General features: G+C 44.3%; 21 protein-coding genes and 6 pseudogenes. 16 read left to right on the plus strand and 11 right to left on the minus strand.

Annotated features, from left to right (window positions below; genetic code table 11):
• The first annotated feature begins 638 nt into the window (after positions 1–638).
• The gene (locus V7K40_RS32705) at positions 639–2258 is read left to right on the plus strand and encodes a Na+/H+ antiporter (RefSeq protein ID WP_334967036.1); all 1620 of its coding nucleotides are present in this window, start codon (positions 639–641) and stop codon (positions 2256–2258) included.
• A gap of 189 nt (positions 2259–2447) precedes the next feature.
• The gene (locus V7K40_RS32710; RefSeq protein ID WP_334967037.1) at positions 2448–2672 is read left to right on the plus strand and encodes an HNH endonuclease; all 225 of its coding nucleotides are present in this window, start codon (positions 2448–2450) and stop codon (positions 2670–2672) included.
• Between the two features lie 877 nt (positions 2673–3549).
• Here the strand turns inward: V7K40_RS32710 and V7K40_RS32715 are convergent.
• Positions 3550–3798, minus strand: a complete 249-nt coding sequence (locus tag V7K40_RS32715; protein ID WP_334967038.1) for a GFA family protein — start codon at positions 3796–3798, stop codon at positions 3550–3552.
• A 204-nt stretch (positions 3799–4002) separates the two neighbouring features.
• Positions 4003–4894: pseudogene (locus V7K40_RS32720) on the minus strand (IS630 family transposase).
• Positions 4895–5551: 657 nt separating this feature from the next.
• Here V7K40_RS32720 and V7K40_RS32725 point away from each other — a divergent pair.
• From V7K40_RS32725 to V7K40_RS32740, 4 genes and pseudogenes are all read left to right on the plus strand, one after another.
• A pseudogene (locus V7K40_RS32725) lies at positions 5552–6044 on the plus strand (IS701 family transposase); the annotation flags it as partial.
• 69 nt (positions 6045–6113) lie between these two features.
• Positions 6114–6859 (plus strand): annotated as a pseudogene (locus V7K40_RS32730) (IS1 family transposase).
• Positions 6860–6906: 47 nt separating this feature from the next.
• Positions 6907–7113, plus strand: a complete 207-nt coding sequence (locus V7K40_RS32735; protein WP_334967039.1) for a hypothetical protein — start codon at positions 6907–6909, stop codon at positions 7111–7113.
• Positions 7114–7429: 316 nt separating this feature from the next.
• Positions 7430–7908, plus strand: a pseudogene (locus tag V7K40_RS32740) (IS1 family transposase); the annotation flags it as partial.
• Between the two features lie 206 nt (positions 7909–8114).
• Here the strand turns inward: V7K40_RS32740 and V7K40_RS32745 are convergent.
• A complete protein-coding gene (locus V7K40_RS32745; protein ID WP_334967040.1) occupies positions 8115–8336 on the minus strand; it encodes a hypothetical protein in 222 nt (73 codons plus the stop codon).
• A gap of 106 nt (positions 8337–8442) precedes the next feature.
• Between V7K40_RS32745 and V7K40_RS32750 the strand changes: the two genes are divergently transcribed.
• A complete protein-coding gene (locus V7K40_RS32750) occupies positions 8443–8658 on the plus strand; it encodes a hypothetical protein (protein ID WP_334967041.1) in 216 nt (71 codons plus the stop codon).
• 60 nt (positions 8659–8718) lie between these two features.
• Here the strand turns inward: V7K40_RS32750 and V7K40_RS32755 are convergent, their stop codons facing one another.
• The 3 genes from V7K40_RS32755 to V7K40_RS32765 all read right to left on the minus strand — a co-directional run bounded on the left by V7K40_RS32755 (position 8719) and on the right by V7K40_RS32765 (position 13406).
• A complete protein-coding gene (locus V7K40_RS32755; RefSeq protein WP_334967042.1) occupies positions 8719–12075 on the minus strand; it encodes a filamentous hemagglutinin N-terminal domain-containing protein in 3357 nt (1118 codons plus the stop codon).
• Between the two features lie 233 nt (positions 12076–12308).
• On the minus strand, positions 12309–12542 hold the full coding sequence (locus V7K40_RS32760; RefSeq protein ID WP_334967043.1) for a hypothetical protein: 234 nt from the start codon (positions 12540–12542) through the stop codon (positions 12309–12311).
• 261 nt (positions 12543–12803) lie between these two features.
• Positions 12804–13406 carry an SDR family NAD(P)-dependent oxidoreductase gene (locus tag V7K40_RS32765; protein ID WP_334967044.1) on the minus strand — a complete coding sequence of 201 codons (603 nt, stop codon included), beginning with the start codon at positions 13404–13406 and terminating at the stop codon, positions 12804–12806.
• 29 nt (positions 13407–13435) lie between these two features.
• On the opposite strand from V7K40_RS32765, the gene V7K40_RS32770 reads away from it, so the two are divergent.
• Positions 13436–13606 carry a hypothetical protein gene (locus V7K40_RS32770; RefSeq protein WP_334967045.1) on the plus strand — a complete coding sequence of 57 codons (171 nt, stop codon included), beginning with the start codon at positions 13436–13438 and terminating at the stop codon, positions 13604–13606.
• A gap of 39 nt (positions 13607–13645) precedes the next feature.
• Here the strand turns inward: V7K40_RS32770 and V7K40_RS32775 are convergent, their stop codons facing one another.
• Positions 13646–14602 carry an NADP-dependent oxidoreductase gene (locus V7K40_RS32775; protein ID WP_334967046.1) on the minus strand — a complete coding sequence of 319 codons (957 nt, stop codon included), beginning with the start codon at positions 14600–14602 and terminating at the stop codon, positions 13646–13648.
• A gap of 153 nt (positions 14603–14755) precedes the next feature.
• Between V7K40_RS32775 and V7K40_RS32780 the strand changes: the two genes are divergently transcribed.
• Positions 14756–15688, plus strand: coding sequence for an AraC family transcriptional regulator (locus V7K40_RS32780; protein WP_334967047.1), 933 nt, complete (start codon positions 14756–14758; stop codon positions 15686–15688).
• Between the two features lie 247 nt (positions 15689–15935).
• Positions 15936–16965 (plus strand): annotated as a pseudogene (locus tag V7K40_RS32785) (IS701 family transposase); the annotation flags it as partial.
• A 524-nt stretch (positions 16966–17489) separates the two neighbouring features.
• Here V7K40_RS32785 and V7K40_RS32790 read toward each other — a convergent pair.
• The 4 genes from V7K40_RS32790 to V7K40_RS32805 all read right to left on the minus strand — a co-directional run bounded on the left by V7K40_RS32790 (position 17490) and on the right by V7K40_RS32805 (position 19026).
• Positions 17490–18008, minus strand: a complete 519-nt coding sequence (locus tag V7K40_RS32790) for a hypothetical protein (RefSeq protein ID WP_334967048.1) — start codon at positions 18006–18008, stop codon at positions 17490–17492.
• Positions 18005–18496 carry a hypothetical protein gene (locus V7K40_RS32795; RefSeq protein WP_334967049.1) on the minus strand — a complete coding sequence of 164 codons (492 nt, stop codon included), beginning with the start codon at positions 18494–18496 and terminating at the stop codon, positions 18005–18007. Before V7K40_RS32795 ends, V7K40_RS32790 begins: the two co-directional genes overlap by 4 nt.
• Positions 18489–18695 (minus strand): hypothetical protein, encoded by a 207-nt coding sequence (locus tag V7K40_RS32800; RefSeq protein ID WP_334967050.1) that lies wholly within the window; start codon positions 18693–18695, stop codon positions 18489–18491. The genes V7K40_RS32795 and V7K40_RS32800 overlap by 8 nt, the downstream gene beginning before the upstream one ends.
• 94 nt (positions 18696–18789) lie before the next feature.
• A complete protein-coding gene (locus V7K40_RS32805; protein ID WP_334967051.1) occupies positions 18790–19026 on the minus strand; it encodes a hypothetical protein in 237 nt (78 codons plus the stop codon).
• A 45-nt stretch (positions 19027–19071) separates the two neighbouring features.
• On the opposite strand from V7K40_RS32805, the gene V7K40_RS32810 reads away from it, so the two are divergent.
• The 6 genes and pseudogenes from V7K40_RS32810 to V7K40_RS32835 form a co-directional block, all read left to right on the plus strand.
• Positions 19072–19362: a hypothetical protein gene (locus V7K40_RS32810; RefSeq protein WP_334967052.1), complete on the plus strand. Its 291-nt coding sequence runs from the start codon at positions 19072–19074 to the stop codon at positions 19360–19362.
• A 171-nt stretch (positions 19363–19533) separates the two neighbouring features.
• Positions 19534–20082, plus strand: a complete 549-nt coding sequence (locus V7K40_RS32815; protein WP_334967053.1) for a hypothetical protein — start codon at positions 19534–19536, stop codon at positions 20080–20082.
• Between the two features lie 63 nt (positions 20083–20145).
• Complete coding sequence (locus V7K40_RS32820) at positions 20146–20328, plus strand: hypothetical protein (RefSeq protein ID WP_334967054.1); 183 nt, start codon at positions 20146–20148, stop codon at positions 20326–20328.
• A 6-nt stretch (positions 20329–20334) separates the two neighbouring features.
• Entirely contained in the window at positions 20335–20478 is a 144-nt protein-coding gene (locus V7K40_RS32825) for a hypothetical protein (protein ID WP_334967055.1), read from the plus strand.
• A gap of 136 nt (positions 20479–20614) precedes the next feature.
• Positions 20615–20890 (plus strand): hypothetical protein, encoded by a 276-nt coding sequence (locus V7K40_RS32830; protein WP_334967056.1) that lies wholly within the window; start codon positions 20615–20617, stop codon positions 20888–20890.
• A gap of 440 nt (positions 20891–21330) precedes the next feature.
• Positions 21331–22092 (plus strand): annotated as a pseudogene (locus tag V7K40_RS32835) (IS110 family transposase); the annotation flags it as partial.
• Positions 22093–22390 lie beyond the last annotated feature (298 nt).

Below are 22390 nucleotides of genomic sequence, written 5' to 3' on the forward strand. Positions count from 1 at the left end.
CTTCAGGGTTCATAGTAATTGTACTTGCCTGAGTATTGTCATTGTGACTATTTTCCCCCAAATTATACCTATATTTGCAAAAGTGAGATGCTCCCGATCAGCACAAGCTTCCTTGGCTCAACGTTGAGATGGTTGGCGACCAGAGCGAGGATTTTTTCGAGATTTAGGGCAGGGACTTGCAAATCCATCTTCTGATCCATATCGTTTAACCTTTTCTCATGCTAGCGTCAAACAAAACAGGAGAGTGTAATAACTCCTTTTCAGGCAAGGCGACGACGCTTGATTCAAGGGAACAGGGGCAAGAGTCCAAAATTTTTTTGAGTTGTAATAGCTAGGAGCAAGCTATTCAATGCATAAAGGTGATCAATTGTTTAGTAATACGTCGGAGCGCTTAAAGCCCTCAAACCGTCAATTAACTTTTAGAATGCTTTAAATTTTAGATAGATTTACTAAGAATCCTCTGTCTGACAGCAATGGAACCTTTAGTAACAGCAGTGAGTGACGGTATCATCTGTTAACGGGACTTAAATATTTTTTCGGTCAAAACAAGCGTCAAACCCTTGTAGGGAAAGGGAAATACACCAAATACCCCAAAAAGCCTGAAAATAGCTGTAGTCTAACACTTCAACATTTACTTGATGCAAGGTATTTTCATTCAATATATTTACCTGATCTTGATCATTCTCGGACTGGTTATGATCGCCGATCAGCTGCGATTGGCTTACCCGATCGTACTCGTATTGGGCGGACTCGCGCTGAGTTTCATTGCTCAGTTTTCAAATATCATCATTAACCCAGAGATCGTTTTCCTTATGTTCCTTCCGCCCCTGCTTTATGAAGCTGCGTGGCAAGTATCGTGGAAAGAATTTAGGAAATGGCGAGGGCTAATCATCGGGTTTGCTTTTCCCATCGTCATCTTAACGTCGTGCGTGATCGCAGTTGTCTCAAGCGCGATCATTCCCGGTTTTACTTTAGCACTGGGCTTTCTTTTGGGTGGCATTATCTCTCCGCCTGATGCCGTTTCCGCGACGACGATCATGCGGCAAGTCAACGCGCCGAAATCGCTAGTCAGCATTGTCGAAGGCGAAAGTCTGCTTAACGATGCCTCGTCGCTGATCGTGTTTCGCTTTGCATTGGCGGCAGTCCTCACCGGACAGTTCCAATTTCATCAGGCAGCCGTAAACTTCGTTCTCGTTATTTTAATCGGAATCCTGATCGGACTCGTTGTCGGATTAATTTTCTACGGCATTCATCGTTTATTACCCACAACCTCCAGCATCGAAATCGTTTTAACACTGGTCACGCCCTACTGTATGTATTATTTTGCCGAACACTTCCATGTTTCGGGCGTGCTAGCGGTCGTCAGTGGTGGACTGCTCTTATCCAGCAAGCGCAATAGTTTGCTGAGTTATCGCAGCCGGGTTGAGGGTTTAAATGTATGGAATAATCTGGTCTTTGTCTTGAACGGGTTGATTTTTTTACTCATCGGACTCGAATTACCATTTGTCACTCGGCAGCTTGGTAACATTAGTTTAAGCAGTGCCGTTTGGTATGGATTGATCATCGCTTTCGTGCTGATTGTTACCAGGCTGCTTTGCACTTTAGGAACTTCTGTTTTAATGAGAGTCATGAGCCGTTTTATCCCGGTGTCAGACCCGAATCCAGGATGGAGAGGTCCGCTGATTTTCGGTTGGGCAGGAATGCGCGGTGTGGTATCGCTGGCATCCGCACTTTCTATCCCGATCCTCACTCAAGCAGGACAGCCGTTTCCCTACCGTGACCTTATTCTTTTTATCACGTTTATCGTCATTTTAATCACCCTGGTTTTTCAAGGATTAACGCTTCCCTGGCTGATCAGCAAAGTTAACCTCAAGGATAGGTTCACGCTGATTTCCCAACAGCACCAGGAGATCATCATTCAAAAGAAATTAGCAGTGGCTTCGCTGAGATTTCTGGAAGAAAAATATGGTGGAGAGCGTGCGCGAAACGAACACCTGGATAATCTGTTCTCGAAGCTCGAAATCGATCTGAAATTTTTTGATCGCGAACTCTCTGAATCAAATCTCGCTTGGCAAAACTCATTAAAGGGATATCAATCTATTTACCTGGAAGTGCTAGAGGGACGACGAGAGTTACTGAACAAAATGAATCGCCGTGCCGAGTTTGATGAAGAGTTGATCAGGAAGTATCTTTTATTGACCGACGTGGAAGAATTCAAAGTCCGGGAGATAGGTTCACAGGAATCCGGCACCGAGTAAGGAGAGATTGGCAGCTTTTTCTTAGAGAAAACAGAGTGATCGCATACCACCGATTTTCTTGCTTGAAAAACTAAGTCTTTAACGTTACCTGGAGCAGAACAAGCACTCACGCAATCGCGTGCAGAATGTGTTTTGTGATAGCTATTCTATTAGATAGAGTTTTAGTAAAACAGTCAGTCAATTTCACAGGTGTCTAACAATCAACAACAGCAATGCCAACTCTGCCAAAGAGAGATGGAATCTTTGACTGTCCATCACTTGGTTCCACGACAAAATACCAAACACAAAAAACAAGACCCAGGCCCAACAGCAAATATCTGTTCTGCCTGCCATCGACAGATTCATGCTTTATTCGATAATAAGCTGCTGGCCCTTGAACTCAACACATTAGACAAGCTCAAAAATGAGCCGTAAATGCAGAAATTCTTGGTTTGGGTAAGAAAGCAAGACCCAGGTAAGCGGGTATCAGTCCATCGCTAAAAAGTAAGGTGGGATGGCGTAAGCGCGATGGCTAGGCGGGTATGCTATCCCACGACTTGTACCCTAATATAGATGCGCTAGCACTTTATGAAGAGTAATAAGCAAGGGTAATATCAGTTATTGTAAACATTACTATGACTAACTCTCAACCTCCACTACTACAACCTCAACTAGAGCCTGCGGGTATTATCTTTTTTAGCAGTTAGACTACTATTACAGTAAGGACACTTAAGTGAAGTCTTATCCCTGTTGATATCTTCAATACATATCAAGATACCTTCTTCATTTACACCATATTTTAGCCACATTGCCACACCATGATTTAGAAGTTAAATTTGCTCTTACCAGTGTGCTTCAACTTTTCAAAAATGTATCTATCTTCTGGATTAGTGTAATGTTGATTTGAAGAATGTAAGTACAATGGAATCAAGCGATGCCTACGCTTGAGGATAAGTGTAATTTGTGTTAATAGATACCCAAAAATTTCTTAGAGGAAAAAAGGAAAGTGAAGACGTTGGACACCAAACGGAAACCGCCACATCAATAAATGCAACAGGGCAAGTAGCTCCCGAAAGGAGTCGAAGATTGGGGAAGGTTTCAAGTTCCAGTCATCATTAGGACTTACGCACAGGTAACGGAAAACGAACCACAGAGGACGCAGAGATCACGGAGTAATGAGAGTTTGAGAGGGTTTTTGCGTAAGTCCTAATCATAAAGGTTTCGATGCTTGCTTGGTGTATTCTTCTATCGGGGAAGCATAGTCTTCTTCTGTGGGCAGGGTCTCGAAGCTATGAACCGCAGAGGTCGTCGCCTATAGCAGCTTTTCCCTCGTCCAAGTTTCGATGAAAGGCTTGAACAATGAAGCATCGTCCAGCATCGTCGCACGAAGGTTAACGAACTCGTCTATTCCTTTAGGGCGAGTAAATATCCAACTCATGCAGTGTGGGCAGAAGTAATGGCGAGTCGCGCCATACAAACCGCCGATGATCGGCTGACCTTTCAGTATTGAAAACCCAACGCTTGGAATCGCAACGCTTAAAGAAAAAGCGCTGGCAGTCATTCGCTGGCAACCTGTACAGTGGCAAGCCATCGTAAGCCTTGCGGGGCACTCGCCTAAAACCGTATCTGGGAGCAACGACAGGAGCCTGACCAGGGCAAATTCCAGTCGTTCATGACCTGTCGCCTCCGTTCTCTATTCATCTTCATTCTTAACTAAGAATAATATTTTATGAATTATCTGCAAATATAGCAACCGTCAAGGCGGTTAGGACGCCAAACGCAAGACATCCTCAATCGCATCTCGTAAACATCAGACTGATCAAGTTTTTTGCGGATTCGACTCTTTAACCAAGACCAGCATTGCTCAATCTTGTTAAGGTCTGGTGAATAAGCGGGTAAGTACAGTACTTGACACCCAGCAGTCTCAATCAATTGCTCAATGCGCCCACCTTTGTGGAATGTGGCATTATCCATCACTACAACCTGTCCGGTAACAAGCGTTGGAAGTAAACAAGTTTCCAGCCAGGTCTCAAATACTGTGCGATTACAGGCTCCCTCAACGGTAAAGGGAGCGATGAGATTTTGCTCACACAGTGCGGCAATCATGTTGACCCGACCCTCGCGCTGCCCTGACTTGAGTGCATGGAAGCTCTCAAGAGTTGATTCCAACCATAGGCATACTCCAGAGCGGTTATCCATCCCTGACTCATCGACGTAAACAATCTGGGATGGGAGTAGGGTAGATAACTGGGCTACAAACGCCTGTCGTTTGGCTTCATCGCGTTCGCGATAGCCATAGGTCTTTTTTTTCGAGTGAAGCCAATCTTGTTGAGCGACCGTGAAATAGTGCGTTAGCGTAGCTCGCCGCAGGCATCGCTAATCTGCTCCTTCCAGAGTTTTGCCATCTCGACTTGGGTTTTATCCCATGTGCCTGAGCGAACTCACGAAACTCCTGCCAGTCAGTAATCTTATGACCATTCCCAGGTGGCTGATTCAGCTTAGCTTTGTAGTCTCCGGTCTCACAAAGCCGTTTGAACCATAGGTCGATGGTGTTGCGACTAATGTTAAATAGTTGACTAGCCGCTTTTCTTCAAGCCATCTAGTTTGATGGCTTGGATCACCTTCTGACGTAGGTCGTAACTGTAGGGTTTTGGCATTGGTTAAGCGATCGCTTCTCAAACAAGGGACTACTTTCAGCTTACGTCCTAAACGCCTTGGCGGTTGCTATACAAAAAAGGGAAGAGAAAGCAATATGGAATCAAATACTGTTGTCGCAAATCGTGCCCAAAATTGGTAAGTATTTTGCAGCAAACCGAGGGGCGATTTTTTGGTGCTTGTTAGGCAACCCCACAGGCAGAAAACAACGCTTGACGGTACTGTTCTTATAGAACCCCGATCAGGCGTAATTGGGCGATTCCCTACACAGCAAATCCTCAAGTTGTACCTTTACTTGGTTTAAAAATCCGCATAGGCGATCGTTTTTATGTAACCGATAAGCGATTTGATAGGTTTGTCCAAGTGATCGCATTGTGGGAGACATAGGCTGCTAGATACCAATAACTCTTGTGACTTATATCTTGCACCTAAGCGGAAAAACCACTAATACCCAAATCAGCGTGTAAGAAATTAACACTCTTATCAGGAATGAGCTTACGCAATAGAGAGCAAGTTTTATAACTTTATTAATGATGATATTACGCAAAATAGAAGAACATAGGCGATGCCTAGGTTGGGCTAGGCCTACGCTAACTTCGGAAAGTGCCTGGATTTGCATTCATGACCAGAAATATGAGAAAAAAGGGCGTGAAAAGCATATAGAAAAGCAAGAACAATGGAATCAATTCTTAGGCGCGGGACAAGAGCTAGTTTACACCCTTATCGTTGATGCCTTCTACATACCAACAACAAAACTTAGAAGCGATGTTGGGGTTATTTTTGGAGGCGCAAGGACATCCGCTACCTGAACATAGTAAAAGTAAGTCAGCTAGTGCCTTGAGTCGGTTGCTGAATGTTTATGATTGGTCAACACGCCGTGTCATTCGTACAACTCGTATACGTATTATCCAAGAAATTTTGTCCCAGCGCCCCAAAGAGCGAAAACCAATTCTACAAGTCATTATTGACCTGACAACCTTAGAGAAATTTGGGAAATTCAAGTCTTTTAAGAATTTAGTCCCTGTCTACAACCGAAAACGAGGACTACATTTGGTTGTCGTGTACTTAGTTGTTGGTGAATGGCGAGTACCGTGGAGTTTCCGTGTCTGGAGGGGAAAAGGAACTACCTCACCCGCACTGGTTCGGCTTAAAGCTGGTCAAATGCTTACCTAAGAAATTAACTGGCGTTGCAGAATAGAAATATGAATTAGGGCGATCGCTATGAAATGTCCAAGGTGTGAATTAACTCACATTCGTGGGAATGGGCGTCAACGTGGTAAACACGCATCACATATGTGTCAACTGTAAACGTCAGTTGAGCAAATCTTATGATCCCAAAGGATACACGGAAGATATTAAAAGTGAATGCCTAGAAATGTATGTCAATGGTTCTGGGTTCCGGGCGATAGAAAGAGTTAAAAAAGTACATCATACTACTGTTATAAATTGGGTGAGGCAAGCGGCTAGCACTTTAGCAAATACACCTTACAGAAGTGAAATACTGGAAGTAACACAAATCGATGAACTAGAAACTTTTGTTGGCTCAAAAAAAACACTCATTGGCTGTGGACAGCTGTAAATCACAGTATTCCAGGAATTATAGCTTGGGTTTTAGGCGACAGGAGTTCGGAAACTTTTAAACATTTGTGGTTGATAATAAGATGTTGGCAGTCTGATTTTTACGTTACTGATGGTTATCCTGTTTATCCTTGTTTTATCAGCAATGAAGATCACATCGTTAGTCAAACATATATGACTTGAGTTGAGGGAGAGAATAGTCGCTTAAGACCAAAGGCGGAGCGTCTCCGGCTCCGCATTATCTGGCTCGACTACATCGGAAAACTTTTTGTGACTCTAAATCCGAGGAAATGCTTAAACATTCAATTCATTTAGTAATACATTATCTCAAGTATGGCTCAATGGCGCTGCGGGCGCATAGCACCCGCAAGCTTGAGGCGATCGCTTGATTCATATTTTGGTTCGGCAACGCCAATTAACCAAACATTTCAAGGTGATGATTTTAACAGATACTGCATTTGGCAGCATTGAGTTTCTTCACGGAATACGTAAGTTGAAATATCACGCAATTGTTGGTGTACGCATTGACCGTAAATTGGTTGACGGGCGTATTTTACGACGTTTGCACAAACGCGGACAGCAAGGGAAAGTTTGTGGGTTTAAAGTTTCCCCTTACGCTGTCTTGGTACTATCTCAAAGGTGATAATGGCAAGCTCGAAAAACGATTTGTTTTGTCTACACTGTTGACCACTGGTATCGATTTTTGAAGCAACGTCTACACTGGACTCTTCCAAAACTAAGTACCCCGAAGCAATGTGAGCGTTGGAGTGATCTGATGCCAATCATGACTTGGGAATTATGGTTAGCGCGTGATATCGTTGCAGATAACCCTCTACCTTCTCCCAAAGGGAGAGGCTAGCGCCAAGGCAAAAGTTATTGGTTAGTTTGACCCCTGGAAGAGTTGCCCAAGCAATGGAGAGCATTTTAACGACGATTGGTACTCCAGCCCGTCCGCCCAAACCTCGCCTATTTATTGGGTCAAACAATTAGGAGAAAAACTTTCAGATGTACCAAAAGAAGATATCATTCCAGAAGTTGAAGAATTGGATGAATTAGAGACATTTATAGGTTCAAAAAAAACCAAATTTGGCTCTGGACGGCAGTAAATCACTTTAATCAGGGTATTTTAGCCTGGGTTTTAGGAGACCATAGTGCAGAAACGTTTCAGCCATTATGGAAAATTGTTAAACAGTGGAAGAGCTATTTCTATGTGACAGATGGCTGGAAAGTTTACCCAAGTTTTATCCCCGATGGAGACCAAATTGTGAGTAAAAAATATATGACCAGAGTAGAAGGCGAAAATACCCGCTTGCGTCATTATCTAGCACATCTACATCGCAAAACATTATGCTATTCCAAATCAGTAGATATGCTTAAATACTTAATTCGCTTGCTACTTTACTACTTAAAGCATAAGGAAATACCCGTGTTTAACTGATTCATCCCGCATTTATGCAACGCCGAAAAAAGAAACAGCATACACCGGAGGCAAAGCGTCTCCGGCTCCGCTTAAGTCTAACCCAAAACCAATACTCAAGGCGACTGTCACAAGCCATGCAGTGTATTAGCGATGCATATTAATTAGGTATTTAGCAGTGAAAACACTGATTATAAGAATACAGTAATATTTAAATTATCTTCACCCTACCCAAACGGTTGCCCCCAGCGTCGCCCAGGCTGTACAATCAGTTCGCCGTTGTAATAGCTTGCACCCTCTAGCTGCCATAGCTCCTCAATTGGGGCGTTTGGGTCTTCTCGAAAATTTAAGCAGCGATCGCTCTCTACCCGATCACTCTGAATGGCATAGACGAGATGGGGGTTATGAGCATACAACAGACAGTAAGTGCAGTCAGGGATTTTAGGCATACTACCAGTTATACACCGGGGCTTTTGCTTTTTTAAAAGATGTTCAGAGCATCACTTAATTTTAAGAGAACATGAAGCGGTCGCTCTCATCCAAGAGACTGTATTTATGTTATTGCTGTCCGAACTAAAAATTCAAGTGGGAACTATCGGGACTTCCCAGACAGCGATCGCTCGGACAATTACCTTGGCTACTGGTTTGGCATCGGATATGCGCGAAGTAAAAGCTGATATTAGGCAGATAAAAACTGATATCCCTAGTATTGATGCAAGTATAGAAGAAATGCTACGATTATTGCCAGATAGAAATAATCCGTCAACATAGTTTTGATAATTAGCTATAATCAAGCATGGCAAATTGTAAAAGTTGTTTCTTTACAGCCTCTTAATGACTTGTTTTGGGAGCAGCGTCAGGGCAAATGGCTGTATCTGGTGTCAAAGTGTTTGTAGTTTTAGCACTTGGTGCAAAGGCTGTCAGTACTACCTGATTTTGATCATTAATTAACCAACCATTAGCCTCAACAATTGGGGTGTTAAGTATTGGTTTTTGAGTATTAATTTGTGAAGATGAATTCTGTAGAATTGTGTGTACTTGCTGGCTTTGTGCTGTGTTTTGTTGTTTTTTCGGGTCAAGTGTCACCCAATTAACAGTCGCAGTCTGATAACTACTGAGTGCTTGGGTTGGTAGGGATGGTAAACCACCACGTCCGGTGATTGTAAATGAATTACCTTTATTTGCTGGACAACCCTGAGCAATTAAGCCAGAGCGATCTACAAAATTGATCGGCAATTCCACTAGTCCGTTATCGGGATCTATATCAGGTGTATTGACTTGCACTGTTCCATTATCAGAAGAATCCTTACCAGTGGCAGTAATATCACTGTTTGGGGTAGGTGCATTCTCAGGTTGAATGCCAAAAATCGCTTGAGCATTGATGGTTACATTGCCACCACGAAAATCTCTAGAATTAGCGCTGATATCACTATTTTCTTGTGGAACAGCAATGATAAAACCATTTTTAGCATCAATGCTAATGTCACCTCCAGGGATATTTTCGCCAGTAGCGTTGGTAGTGATAGCACTGACATTACGTAGTAGCAACAACGGAGTACGCAAAAAGATATTTCCTCCGCCACCTGTGGTGTCAGCTCGGATGCTGCCTTGGTTGAGATAGATGCGATTGGCATCCACAGACAGGGAACCTGCACTGCCTGTACCCGAACTGCTGACCGTCACTTGTGCCTGATTTTGAATGTTGAGGGTTCCTGTTTGGAGATTTAAGTCACCACCCTGACCACTGCCACCCGTACCAGCGGCAATGATTGAACCATCGCCTGTGAGAGTAATTGACTCTGGAGCAGCGATCATCAATTTTCCCCCATTACCACTGCTAGAAGTAGAGGCAGAGATTTGTGCGCCGTCTTGCAAGTTCACCCGGACACTTTGCCCGTTCCCTCGTGGCTGAATGGTCAAGTTACCGGCATTCCCTGCGCTGGTAGTTCCAGCAAATAGACCACTGGTTGTGCCAGACAGTTGCAGGTCTGGAGTATTAATTATGATATCGCCAGCACGACCGTTACTAGAAGTCGTGGTCAGCAGTTGCCCACCGCCGCTCAATCCCACTGCGTCTGCATTGACAGAGATATTGCCAGCGTTTCCAGATCCAGCGGTAGAAGCAGCGAGTTGAGAACCATTAAGCAGTGAGAGCGATCGCGTAGTAATCTTAATATCGCCTCCCCTACCAATTGCCCCTTGTGAGAGCGTACTAGTAGCATCTCCGCTATCAAACAACACAGTATTGCTCGCTTGGATCTGGATATTTCCGGCATTGCCTTGCCCCTGTGCCTTCGTGTCGATTCTCCCCTGGTCGGAAACAGAAAGTGATTCTGTGATGATGGTTACGTCTCCTCCTTGACCTACAGATTCTGGCTGCGCTGAGGTAAACACCTCACTGTAGTTGCCATTAAAAGTAGGCGATGTGCCACTGATATGTACATCACGAGCATTAATGGTGACATGACCGGCATTGCCTACCCCACCATTATTAGCGGTATTCACAGCACCTCCGTTGGTCAGAAACAGCGAGTCAGTTGCAATCGTCACATCGCCTCCTTGAACGACAGCTCCTGGCTCTACTTGGGTGAAGATAGAACTGTTACCGATTCCATAGATATCCTGACCATTTAGGGAGACATGATCGCGGGCATTGATCTTCACGTTGCCTGCATTTCCATGTCCCAGCGTACCGGAAAACATTTGAGCGCCCTTTGTAATAGAAAGTGACCCTGTAGTAATATTTATACCGCCACTATTCCCGATGGCATTTGGATACACGAGATTATATACATCACTGCCATAACCATCTAAAGAGACGCGATCACTGGCATTAATATTCATACTGCCTGTATTCCCCTGTCCACTCGTGCTGGAAAACAGTCGGGCACTCTTGAGAGACAGCAACCCCGTAGTAATATTAATTCCGTCAGCGTTACCAATGCCAGTTGATGCCACGCTACTATTTATACCAGCACCATCCAAAGAGACGCGATCGCGGCTATTGATATTCATGCTGCCTACATTTCCTCGTCCATCTATTTCAGACTGCAAGGTAGCGCCTCCTGTAAGCGAAAGCGACCCCGTAGTGATGTTGATGTTGCCAACGTTACCAACACCGCTTTGCATGACAATATTGTATACACTAGCACTATCGAAAGAGATGCGATCGCTCGCTGTTAAATTGATGCTACCCATAGTTCCCTGTCCAGACAACCAGCTTGCCAAGAGGCTAAAATTGCTGATTGCAATCGAGCCAGTTGCATTCAGTTCCATCTCTCCAGTTTGAGTATCGGGTAATCTCGAATCGCTAGGAATCTCAATTCGGAGTTCACTGTGAGAAATATCAATGTTTTGGGCAAGAATCCTAATACTGCCACTGCCTTCTCCAACGTAAATGCCGCTACTATTATTTAAGGAAACATCTGCTCTTGTCACTCCATCGGGTATGGTTAATTGCCAATCAGAGCTAGCAGTCGATAAACCGACGGTTCCTAACCCACCGACACCTACTAATTCAACATAGTTTCCAGAACTAATTGCCCGTCCACCAGATTGTCCCCCATCAAATTGAATCGGCCCTCCAATCAGCAACAAATTTTGTCCAGGGGAAACTTGTAAACCCGTGTTAGAAAAATTAGATTGATTGACAATCGGCTGTGGCTTGAGTTGGTTAAAGAAAAAAGCATTAGGACTAACACTCAGCAGTTGACTGGGTAAGGGTTGAGTTGCATCGCTACTAAAAAATTCCCCATTAGGAAACCTGATCGTATTGGCAGTTGTGGCAACAAAAGAACCGCCAATACTGAGCGACGCATTAGAACCAAACACAATGCCGTTGGGGTTAAGCAAAAATACATTGGCAGTCCCATTTGCCCGCATTACACCATCAATCTTAGAGATCGATCCACCTGTTACGCGGCTGAAAATGTTCTGCACATCTGCGGCATTGTTGAAGTAGGCAGAGCCTCCACTGGGAATAGAAAACGATTGGAAGCTGTGGAACAAATTGCTACCCCGCCTTGTCCCACCGTCAATTTGGAAATTGGGATTGCTAGAGACTTGTGATCGCTCCCTTGCAAGTAGCGTGTTATCAGGTATCACTTGAGCTGCGATCGGGCGAACACAATCGAGTATCCACAAAGCACTGCACATCACAAGCCATAAATTTAGACACCACTGCCTCATCTTGCTATCTTGTCTCCAGCGATACTTAAACAAAAATGTTCAGCCCAGTTCCCACATTAAAATACTTTAAGCATAAAGATTACAGTAGATAAATCAGCAATTGTAAATAATTATTCCTTTGGCATTTGCCCTAAACCTTCTTGATAAGAGCGCATCTGCTCTCCAGGCACAATCACCAAATTTTCTGGGTAGGGATGCAGCGCTTGTCAAATAATCTGATTTGTGATGTGAGGTCAGTAGAAGTCGCTCGTATCGATATGATTAATGCCTTGCGTGATCGCTTCGCGCAAAACAGCAACGGCAGCATCCACATCGCGCAGTGAACCCGATACGCCCAGACCCGCAAGTTGCATGGCACCATAACCTATGGGCTTCACTGTTATTGAAGTGTTCGGCAGCGTAAAATTGCCACCAAGGTTCCTTTGCTCAGACATATATAGAATCCATTTGGGATTTTTTCTAGACATATAAGGGTTGCGAGAAGGCTGTTTTAAACAACCTAGTAACCGGAGGGTGGGAAATCATAGAGCAATTGCTGTAAAAGTATGAAATCAGGCTTTGTACAAGACTTGTAGACGGAAAAATAGATCCCAAATGGTTTCTATAGCTACTTTCTCCAAGAATTTTTTAGTGATTTAACGAAAGCAATTCCGAGAGTCCATTTTTCATTGATATCGCTGCGTGCGATCAAAGACTTCTCCTGCTGATCGATAGATTCCCAGCGCTGATCATTGTTCGTTGCCGTTCGCGAACATTTGCTCATAATCACCGTTCCTTTCAGCAAATCGATGTGCTTTGACACGATTAACAAGGATTTCGCCGTGGGGCGGGTTTGGAGTGCTGAGAATCTGTATCACTTCAGCAATAAAGTCAGCCAGTGGCATTGCGGCAGGATCAGTCGCCTGACTAGCCCCGCCAAGCTCCGTCTGTACATAGGGTGGGGCAAGTTCAAGAATCTCCACGGAGGTTTCTTGAAGCTGAACGCGGACGGACTGCAACCAAGAATGCAGAAAAGCCTTGCTCGCGCAATAAGTCGGATATGGACTGATGGGAACGAAAGCCAAGCCAGAGGTGGTGGTGATGATCGTTGAATGCGGTTGCTGTTTGAGAGTCGGGAGGAGTGCCGCCGTGAGGTGAAGTACACCGACAACATTAGTCTGAATCGTAGACTGCATCACGGAGAAATCGATCGGATCTGAGGTGAGGTCTTCCGTCTTACCAATTCCGGCATTGTTGATCAGAACATTGAGTTTAGGGAACTGCTCTCGAATGCGGGACGCAAAGGCTTCGATGTCCGCCGGGTCTTGAACGTCAAGTTGAATCCCGTGCATACCGGAGCGGCGGTGATTTCGTCGAGGAGATGTTGACGGCGACCCGCGATAATGACTTGATTACCGCGTTGATAGAAAGCTTCGGCAAGCGCACGACCGATGCCGCTTGTGCCGCCAGTGATGAGGATGGTGTTGTCCGTGAGATTCATAGGTATTTTTCCTGCAAAGATGTCAAAATGAATGATGTTAGAGTTTGTTGAGAGTAAAGTTGTTGCAAAAGCTGGAAATTTAATCAGTGCTTATTCGCCGCTCACGCGCAACACGATTTTGCCCAGATAGTGCTGTTTCATCGCATCCTGCGCTTGTGCCGCCTCTTCCAGTGGAAATATCTGCGCGATGTGAACTTGAAACTCACCCATGTCGATCAATCGGTTGAGTAGGGTTAACAAAGTCGGATCGGCATTTGCCTTTTTGAGTTCCACCCCGTCGGGCACTTTGGGTTCAGTTACGCCGTTCGGAAAGGAGATAATCCCGCCCTGGCGCACCAAACTCAGCGTAGATTGAACGGTGTCGCTGCTCACTAGCACCAGCGCTGCATCGAAGCCATCGGGCGCAAAGGCGTGGGCACGTTGCCCAATGTCGTCGCTGCGTCCGTCCACCGCTTCATCCGCACCTAACTGCTTTGCCAAAGCTACACCGTCTACACCTGATGCGATCGCGAACACACTTGTGCCCATCCGCTTAGCCAGTTGCAGCGCGATGTGACCGACACCACCGCTTGCGCCCCACAGCATTAATGTAGTTCCGTTGCCCGTCTCCAATGCTTGCAAATTACTGAGTGCCGTTAGACCAGCAATGGGTAGCCCACCAGCCATTAACATATTGAGCCCATTGGGCATCGGCGCAACAGTTTTCTCAGAGACGACGATGTATTGGGCATAGCTGCCACCCTTGTTATTCATGAAGTTGTCGACATAAACGCGATCGCCAACAGCAAAACGCTCAACGCCGTCGCCAATGGCAACGATCATGCCTGCACATTCGCCGCCCAGCACACGCGGAAAGTGGACTTCGTTATACACCAGCTCACCTTCACGCTCTATCGCGTCCCAAACACCAACTCCGGCGACCTCAACGCGAATCAAAACTTCGCCCGCATCTACCGTAGGTACGAGTAAGGTGTGCAAAGTCAGCTTATCAGGTCCGCCGAACTCGTCAACAGCCATTGCTTTCATTTGTTGGGAGGTGGTTTGCATCAGTCGGTTCTCCTAATCGAACACTTCTTTGATCGCTACGAGTTCAGCATAAGTTTGAAAAGCTTTCCTTGAAATACACAAACCTCGCTGATGATTGCCTAATTCTCCAAAGCAATCGTTTTAAGCGGTTCTATAATTGTCAAGAGTAAGGCATTGAGCGATCAAGTCCCTACCATGATTGAAATCTCTAATTCTCACATGATTACGAATCAGTACCAAGAACTCGCAACCCTAATAATTAGGTACACCAAGGGCAACGGTTTGCATTCAACTGCGATCAATCAATTGAGCTTTGGGCGCTCCGATGCGATGTCTTCGGCAACCTACAGTGTTAATGAACCCCGCTTCACCCTCATCGTTCAAGGCAAGAAAGAAATGTTGCTGGGTGAGGAAACATATCCATACCACGCAGGGCAATATCAAGTTCTTTCGGTTGCTCTACCGATCAGTGGATGTGTGGTTGAGGCAACACCTGACAAGCCGTGTTTAATACTGAAGTTGAGCTTAGACTTAGTGCAGCTGTGTGATTTAGTTGCCCAGATGGGTTTTAGTTCAGCCAAGCAAGAGAACTCTGTCCGAGGTCTATGTGTCAGCAACGCTGATGCTACGTTGATCGAGTGTGTCCTTCGCCTGGTCAAGCTCTTAGAGACACCGCAAGACATCCCGATACTGGCACCGATGATGCTGCGTGAACTCTATTACCGTCTGCTTATCGGTGAACAAAGTAAAGCCGTGCGCCAAATTGCCACATCCGGCAGCAGTATGCAGCGCATTGCGTCAGCCATCCAACTGATCAAGGCTGAGTTTAACCAATCGCTGCGGATCGAGGATTTAGCAAACCAGGTCAAGATGTCTCCTTCGTCGTTTCACCAGCATTTTAAGCAAGTGACCTCGATGAGTCCGCTGCAATATCAAAAGCAGCTAAGACTGTTGGAAGCACGTCGCATAATGCTAACTGAAGATTTTGATGCTATCACTGCTGCTTACCAAGTGGGATATGAAAGTCCCTCACAGTTCAGCCGCGAATATTCCCGAATGTTTAGTGCCCCACCCATGAGAGATATTGAACGTTTACGTACAGCCTGAGTAGTACGGCAATCCTTAAATGAGCAGCTCTCCAAGTCAGGCTTTAAAGCATACTTCAGTTAACGGGACTTAAACAAAAAATATAGTTGCAATAAAGCCTAGATTTATTACGTACCAAGGGTTGAAGGCTTGTATAGTACGTTTGCACTGGGGGGAAGTTCAGTCTAGCGGGACTTAGACAAAAAAGGAAATAAAAACAGGATATAATGCTTTTCTAGTATAGCTTTCACGTCAAAGTAACTTCCAAATAAAAGAGACAACCCCCACAGCCATGCCACCTTGCTTTGAAAAATGGTGTAAACGGTTTGATGATCTGTTCACTCATAAAGCCCAAAAAAGAGAATTTAGGCATTATTTAGGGGGATTATTGGGTGAAAGTGAGAGAAAAAACCTCTTTCAGATAGCAGAGAACGCTATTGGGGTAATTTACCATCAATTGCACCACTTTTTAACCGAAGCGCCTTGGTCTGATTCAAGATCAATCAACGTCGATCAGAAATAATGGACAAGTGTAGTCAGACGAGAATTAGTAGAGGATTTAGCTTAATAATTGATGATTCAGGTCATAGAAAAAGTGCGGAGCCGGAGACGCTTCACCTCCGGGTAATTTTACTGCTGGCGTAGGAAGGCAATATATAGGAGAAATTGGTAAGACAGATAATAGAATAGTAATGCTAACAACTCATTTATATGATGGACGAAAAAGCCTACCATTAGATATAGAGTTATATCAGCACGCTAATTCTTTGCCCGAAGGGAATAAAGACCCAGAATTTGAGAAGAAACCAGAATTAGCAATTAAGTTAATAGACCTGACTTTAAGCCGTGGTTATCAACCAGGAATAGTAATTGTAGATGCGGGGTATGGTAATAACACATCTTTCTTATTAGAGTTAGAAAATCGTCAATTAAAGTATTTAGGTGGTTTAGCCAAAAATCGGAAAGTAACGGTTACTCTTCAAGATAATATTCAACAAACAATTAGATTAGATGAATTAGCACAGAGCTTATCCTCAGAGACTTTTACGGAAATAAAACTTAACCTGGAGCAACCAAAAACAGTATGGGTAGTAACTAAAAAAGTAGAGATATCACAACTAGTTGGAAAGCGTATAATTGCTATCGTTATGAATGCTCAGACTTTCTCACTCGCCACTGATATTGATTATTTTATTACCAATGTTGACTCATCAATTGTCAGTCCACAATGGATAGTTGACACTTATGGTTCAAGAAATTGGGTAGAAGTTTTTTGTCGGGAAGCCAAGGGATGGCTGCGGCGGGCTACGTCTACACTAATGAGAGGGAACTTATAAAGTGGGACTTTGAGGCTGTTGACGGCTCTTTTTCTCGCAGGATCTGGAGGAGGTGAAGTTGCGTATGGAGGCAAGGGTAAAGGTGTTCTTATTCACACGCTTACCGAAGGTGGTGGAATGCTCTTGGCTAATTGTACTACCCCAGCCAACGGTAACCAGAGGGAGCAAATAATACCTCTACTTGATAAAGTAAAACTGAAAACTTTGAAACGGGGTAGACCACGTAAAAAACTTAAGGTACTGGCTACCGATAAAGGTTACAATTCACTCGTAAAAACGTGCTGCCTTACATAAGCGAAGCATTCGACCCCAAATACCAAAACGGGTTTGGAAAACTAAGAAAAATAGAGGTAGACCTATTAAAATCTCTGTTTCCAGATATCAGCAAGAACGTTGTTTCGCTTGGTATAAACTTAAATATCGCCGCTTAGTTGTTCGTTGAGAAGGTAAAAAAGTATATTTTGATGCATTCATTGACCTTGCTACTATTCATATCTGGATTCAAAGAATTTTATTATTGGGATAGGTTCAACTGTGTAGGTAAAGATTTTCAACACCTCTAAATTGCTGACAACAGAGATGGGAAGGTGATTGTACGTGCGTTTAAGCATTTTGAGAGTAGGATCGTCAGTATCTTTCTCTTGGTAACGCGATCGCCCATCCGCTTCCGTGACAATCTTCTCTATAAACTTTTCGTTGTTGTAGAGAATCAGTGGTAACACTTCAATAATCTGAATCACACCCCAAAGGATTGCTCCGAGTATCCAAGAAAGACTCTTTGAAAAGATGGCTGCAATCCCATTAATTAGAGGAATTGCGGCAATTAAAGAAATAAATGCGCTACTGGTTGCTTTACCTCCTAAAAATGACACAGCTCTTTCATAAGGTTGAATATTCAGGTAAGCAAACCAGATAAGGGCAATCACCAGCCCCCAATACAAAAGTCGTAACCAGGGGTTAGTTTTTGACTTTCCAGTTTCGTTTTTGGGCCAGGTAAAGTTCAAAGATTTTCTCCTTCGTCAATGGGTTGACTGTATGTACCGCCACGAAAGCGTTTAAGTCGAGTGGCAACTAAATCTCTGTTGCTAGTAAAAGCGATCCCATCCACTGCCCCCTGATCACCAATCACACCAGTATTACCATTGGCATCACAGACGACAGTTCCTTTGGGCAGTGGGTTGAGTGTGATCCGGTCAAAGATTACCTTCCCTGCGACAATCGTCACGTACTTATGACGGTAGACCGTGGCCACAATTGGTAAACATCCTGATTTATATCTGGCATCAGCAATTGTGGCTTGTTCCTTTTCAAACTCAAACTGCTGCTCTAGCATCGTTTGCTGTGTGGAGTTTTGGGCAATGGATTGCTTAATATCAGCGATCGCCCCCATATTTCTTTGAATATCACCAGAAGAATAAACCAAAGATGCCCTAATTAATGCGCCAAACACAATCGATGTTTTGTGTTTTCTCGAAAGCCTTGCGCTATTCATTGCCTATTTCCTCTAAAAAAGCATCAATACTAAAAGTGTCATCAGCTGGGGCGGCATATTTGAAATTTTTGACAGCAGATTTGACTTGAGGGGTCAAAGCTTCAACCTCGGTCAGAAACGCATCAATATCTACTGCTCGTACACCGTAACCAGCAAGTAGTTTATTGATTTGCCCGTCGTTATCAGAGAGTGAACGCAAGTATTGAGTGCTGTTTTGTGTTTGCTGAAGGAATTAGTGATCGCGCCCCTGCTATGGTCTAACGCCCTTTGAAACACCTTCGCCTCTAATTCCGCTATGGCATTGGCTTGAGCGACTGCGCCATCACCACCCGAATCATCCTTGCCATCATCTGACGATTGATATTGGGCATGATACTAGCTGCCATCTCGGTTGCTTGTTGAATCGCAGATGATTCTTGCTGTGATGCCAGCAGGTGCTTTTGGCTATTAATTGCTGTGCCTGCAAGTTCAAAGACTTTCTCCAAATCTTCTGTGATGTCTGGGTTAAAAGAGTCAGTCTCGAATGGCACGCTTGTAAAGCTCTAAGGTATGCGGAATAGGGGTTACAGCTTTTAATGCCACAAGTCGGCAGTCGTACTGGTCGTATCAGTATCTTGGGGCTGTGGCAGCCGGATGTGAGTTTTGAGTATGCTCTGGTTCAAGGTGGTTTCAAAACTGAACGTTACATAGAGGTGATCAATTGGGCTGCTAGTAAGGCGGCTCAAACCTTGGCTGAAACTGACCGCATCACTGTGGTTGTTCACGATAACGGCTCCTTACCAGTAAACTTTCACGCCATCAATGGGATAAGTGGCAATCTCAGGGACTGTTTATCTTCTTCCTACCAGCCTATTGTTCTGAAATAAACCGAATTCAGGAGCAATGGCATCAACTTAAAACTGATGAAAACAGCTGGACAGATATTTGAGATAACAACTATGAGTTGGCTATGGCGATTATTGACGGTATGGAAGCCCGAAGTATCAAAGCTGGATATGTCCTAGAACTTTTTATATTTAATTCCTCCTAGCTACTTAGTGCGTTCGCTAATTATCAAGCCAGCAAGATTCAGAAGCTCAACTGCCCCCGACAACCAAGCTACAGTCCGAGCTGAACTCGACCACTTCATCGCCGACCAAGCCCAAGCCATAACGAACGTACCACTGACAACAGTAGAAATCAATTTCTACCACCACGAGGTCTACTGTGGCAAAGAACTGATAGCCTACATCGCGTACGACCATGATGAATTCGTAACCCAACCTTGGCTAGTCATGGTCAACGGCAAAGAGGAATTCCGCGATACCACCCCTAATAGATGTCAGCGCTTCATCGAATGGCATCACAAAGACGGAACTCTCAGAGAAACATTCCCAGCACCATTTAAAGTCCCAGAAGTACCGAGAATCCTAGAAATCTCGTTTTATGACCAAGAAGCGTTTGTGGGTGACGAACTGGTAGCCAGTATTAGCTACGACCACGATAATTACCAAAACCTGTACTGGCGAGTTTTGGTAAACAACGTTGAGATTTTCCGCGACCTAAGAGCCACTAGATGCCACAGCTATATTAAACAACAGTACTAGCAAGGCACGCTACCAGTACAAGAGCAGTTACCAGAAGAAGTTTGCACTACTAGTAATGAAGTTATGGTGCAGATTTTCAATGAATCTGGAAAGTTTGGGTTTGAAATCCTCAACGATGGGATTTACAAGTGCGATCGCAAACTGGGTGAAGTGGGCTGTACTGACACTGGCTGGTGGTTCACACGCGCCACAGACGAAACACAGCAGCGTATTCCCTGTGATTCGGCGTTGGATGCAGTGTGGTAGCTGTCGATGGTGGATAACGTACCCCATGCAGAAGCGGCTGACTACGAAGAAATGCTAGACCGACCGTTTGAGATACTGACTGCCGAAGATTGGGAATGTTTAAGGCAGTATAAGCCAGTTGCAAAAAGCCGGGAGTTGGTGACGGCGTAATTCTCGCACATACAACAGTGATCGTTGAAGCTGTAACAGTTAAGCGATCACTCATCAACTACTCGCTTATTCACCAATCCCCATTAAATCAATGCAACCTACAATATCCCGACACTGGGGGTACCCTCGCTTTGCTTTGGAACAGCGCACTAAGGACGGCATCATTCAGGGGCTTTATTACTACCCCTCTGGTACTGAACTAGCTGAACAATTTGGTGATGGCTGGCATTATGCGCTGATGCCTCACAGAAACTCTGATGAACTATTCCACTTTCAGGAAAATCAAATCCGACCGCTTACACCAGAAGAATTATTCTCACAAATCACTGCTGAAATTGACTTTTACCAACAACAGATAAATATTCTCAACCGACACTTAGCAGCCATTACCGGGGGTAGCACCAATAGCTAATTCCACAAACAACAGCTTTGGCCGTAGGGCTAATCATTTGCTGCGTTCGATTCGGCTTTGTGACGGTTGTGTTCCTTTGCATCGTCTGCAATTCCAATTCTCCGATTCAGTCATTCAAACACTGCCGGATAAAGCACTGGTACAAGTACAGAACACTGGACGCGGCTTTTTGTTGAAGATTGCCGAGGATTTTTAAGTTGTTGCTCAAAAGGGGGTGATTGGGAGTTTTAATGTCAATAAATCTTACACTCTTATTGGTGCCATGACAGTTACAACCGTATTTACAATGGTGCAAATTGCGCCCGTATATGAGCCTGGTTCTGGGTGTTGTTGGCGGCAATATTGGTGAAGTGACTGTGACTATCCCGTTTAGGATGATTAGATTTATTTGCCCCACCTAGGCATGGTACCTCTAACAAGTAAGCACCGCAATCCTTCGAATGAGAAAACCCAAAAAGCTTAAAAAACAGAACTTAGATGCAAATTTCTCACTAATAAACCCAAATGCGGCAGGCATTGATATTGGTGCAGATAGGCACTGGATAAGTATTCCCTTGGGAAGAGACGAGGAAAATGTACCTAGTTTTGCTTGTTTTACTGCTGATTTATATGCAATGGCAGATTGGTTAAAGCAGTGTAGTGTTGAGACTGTCGCAATGGAATCAACAGGGGTTTATTAGATACCTGTATTCCAAGTTTTAGAAAGTCGCGGTTTTTAAGTCAAGCTAGTTAATGCTCACTACGTCAAAACTGTACCTGGTCGTAAAACTGATGTCTTAGATTGTCAGTGGCTACAACAGCTACATACTTATGGTTTACTGTCGGGTTCATTTCGCCCAGAAGACCAAATATGTATGCTTCGTAGCTATATACCTCAAAGAGATAATCTGATTAAAAGTGCTTGCACCCACGTACAGAGGATGCAAAAAGCATTGACACAGATGAACATACAATTACATCGGGTGATTAGCGATATTACAGGCACTACTGGCTTGAGCATCATTCGAGCAATTGTGGCTGGGGAACACAACCCAATTACATTAGCAGGTTTCAAGGATGGACGCATTAAGGCAAGCTTGGAAGAAATAGCTGCTTCCTTGACTGGAGATTATCGCCCTGAATTAGTTTTTATCCTCGAACAAGAACTTCAGCTTTACGAGTTTTATCAGACTCATATCCAGAAATGCGATCCCAAAATAGAGCAATGTTTAGCTTCATTTGCTGATAAAATCGATGTCGAAGAAAAGTCTTTAGCTAAACTTAAACGCCGGGGTAAAAAGCAACCAGGTAATGCGCCACAATTTGACTCGCGTACACATTTATACCGTATTAGCGGTAATGACATCCAATTCGATGGGAATTACTTTTCCTTGTACTTTCTCGGCTGCTTGTTCAACGTTATTAGTTATTAAGCGAGCACGAAGTAATAATCACTTCATAGTCTTTTGTCAGTAAACCTTGGGCGATTGCAAATCCAATTCTTCGGTTACCACCAGTAAC

It is taken from the genome of Nostoc sp., from assembly GCF_036917195.1.
Classification (GTDB): domain Bacteria; phylum Cyanobacteriota; class Cyanobacteriia; order Cyanobacteriales; family Nostocaceae; genus Nostoc.

Bases quoted from the DNA above. Each gene is read 5' to 3' on its own strand.
- V7K40_RS32765 (WP_334967044.1), bottom strand. From the start codon at position 13,406: ATGCACGGGATTCAACTTGACGTTCAAGACCCGGCGGACATCGAAGCC.
- V7K40_RS32745 (WP_334967040.1), bottom strand. From the start codon at position 8,336: ATGCCTAAAATCCCTGACTGCACTTACTGTCTGTTGTATGCTCATAAC.
- V7K40_RS32735 (WP_334967039.1), top strand. From the start codon at position 6,907: ATGATTTTAACAGATACTGCATTTGGCAGCATTGAGTTTCTTCACGGA.
- V7K40_RS32825 (WP_334967055.1), top strand. From the start codon at position 20,335: ATGGTGGATAACGTACCCCATGCAGAAGCGGCTGACTACGAAGAAATG.
- V7K40_RS32820 (WP_334967054.1), top strand. From the start codon at position 20,146: ATGGTGCAGATTTTCAATGAATCTGGAAAGTTTGGGTTTGAAATCCTC.
- V7K40_RS32705 (WP_334967036.1), top strand. From the start codon at position 639: ATGCAAGGTATTTTCATTCAATATATTTACCTGATCTTGATCATTCTC.
- V7K40_RS32755 (WP_334967042.1), bottom strand. From the start codon at position 12,075: ATGAGGCAGTGGTGTCTAAATTTATGGCTTGTGATGTGCAGTGCTTTG.
- V7K40_RS32750 (WP_334967041.1), top strand. From the start codon at position 8,443: ATGTTATTGCTGTCCGAACTAAAAATTCAAGTGGGAACTATCGGGACT.
- V7K40_RS32810 (WP_334967052.1), top strand. From the start codon at position 19,072: ATGCCACAAGTCGGCAGTCGTACTGGTCGTATCAGTATCTTGGGGCTG.
- V7K40_RS32770 (WP_334967045.1), top strand. From the start codon at position 13,436: ATGTTGACGGCGACCCGCGATAATGACTTGATTACCGCGTTGATAGAA.
- V7K40_RS32795 (WP_334967049.1), bottom strand. From the start codon at position 18,496: ATGAATAGCGCAAGGCTTTCGAGAAAACACAAAACATCGATTGTGTTT.
- V7K40_RS32760 (WP_334967043.1), bottom strand. From the start codon at position 12,542: ATGTCTAGAAAAAATCCCAAATGGATTCTATATATGTCTGAGCAAAGG.
- V7K40_RS32775 (WP_334967046.1), bottom strand. From the start codon at position 14,602: ATGCAAACCACCTCCCAACAAATGAAAGCAATGGCTGTTGACGAGTTC.
- V7K40_RS32715 (WP_334967038.1), bottom strand. From the start codon at position 3,798: ATGACTGCCAGCGCTTTTTCTTTAAGCGTTGCGATTCCAAGCGTTGGG.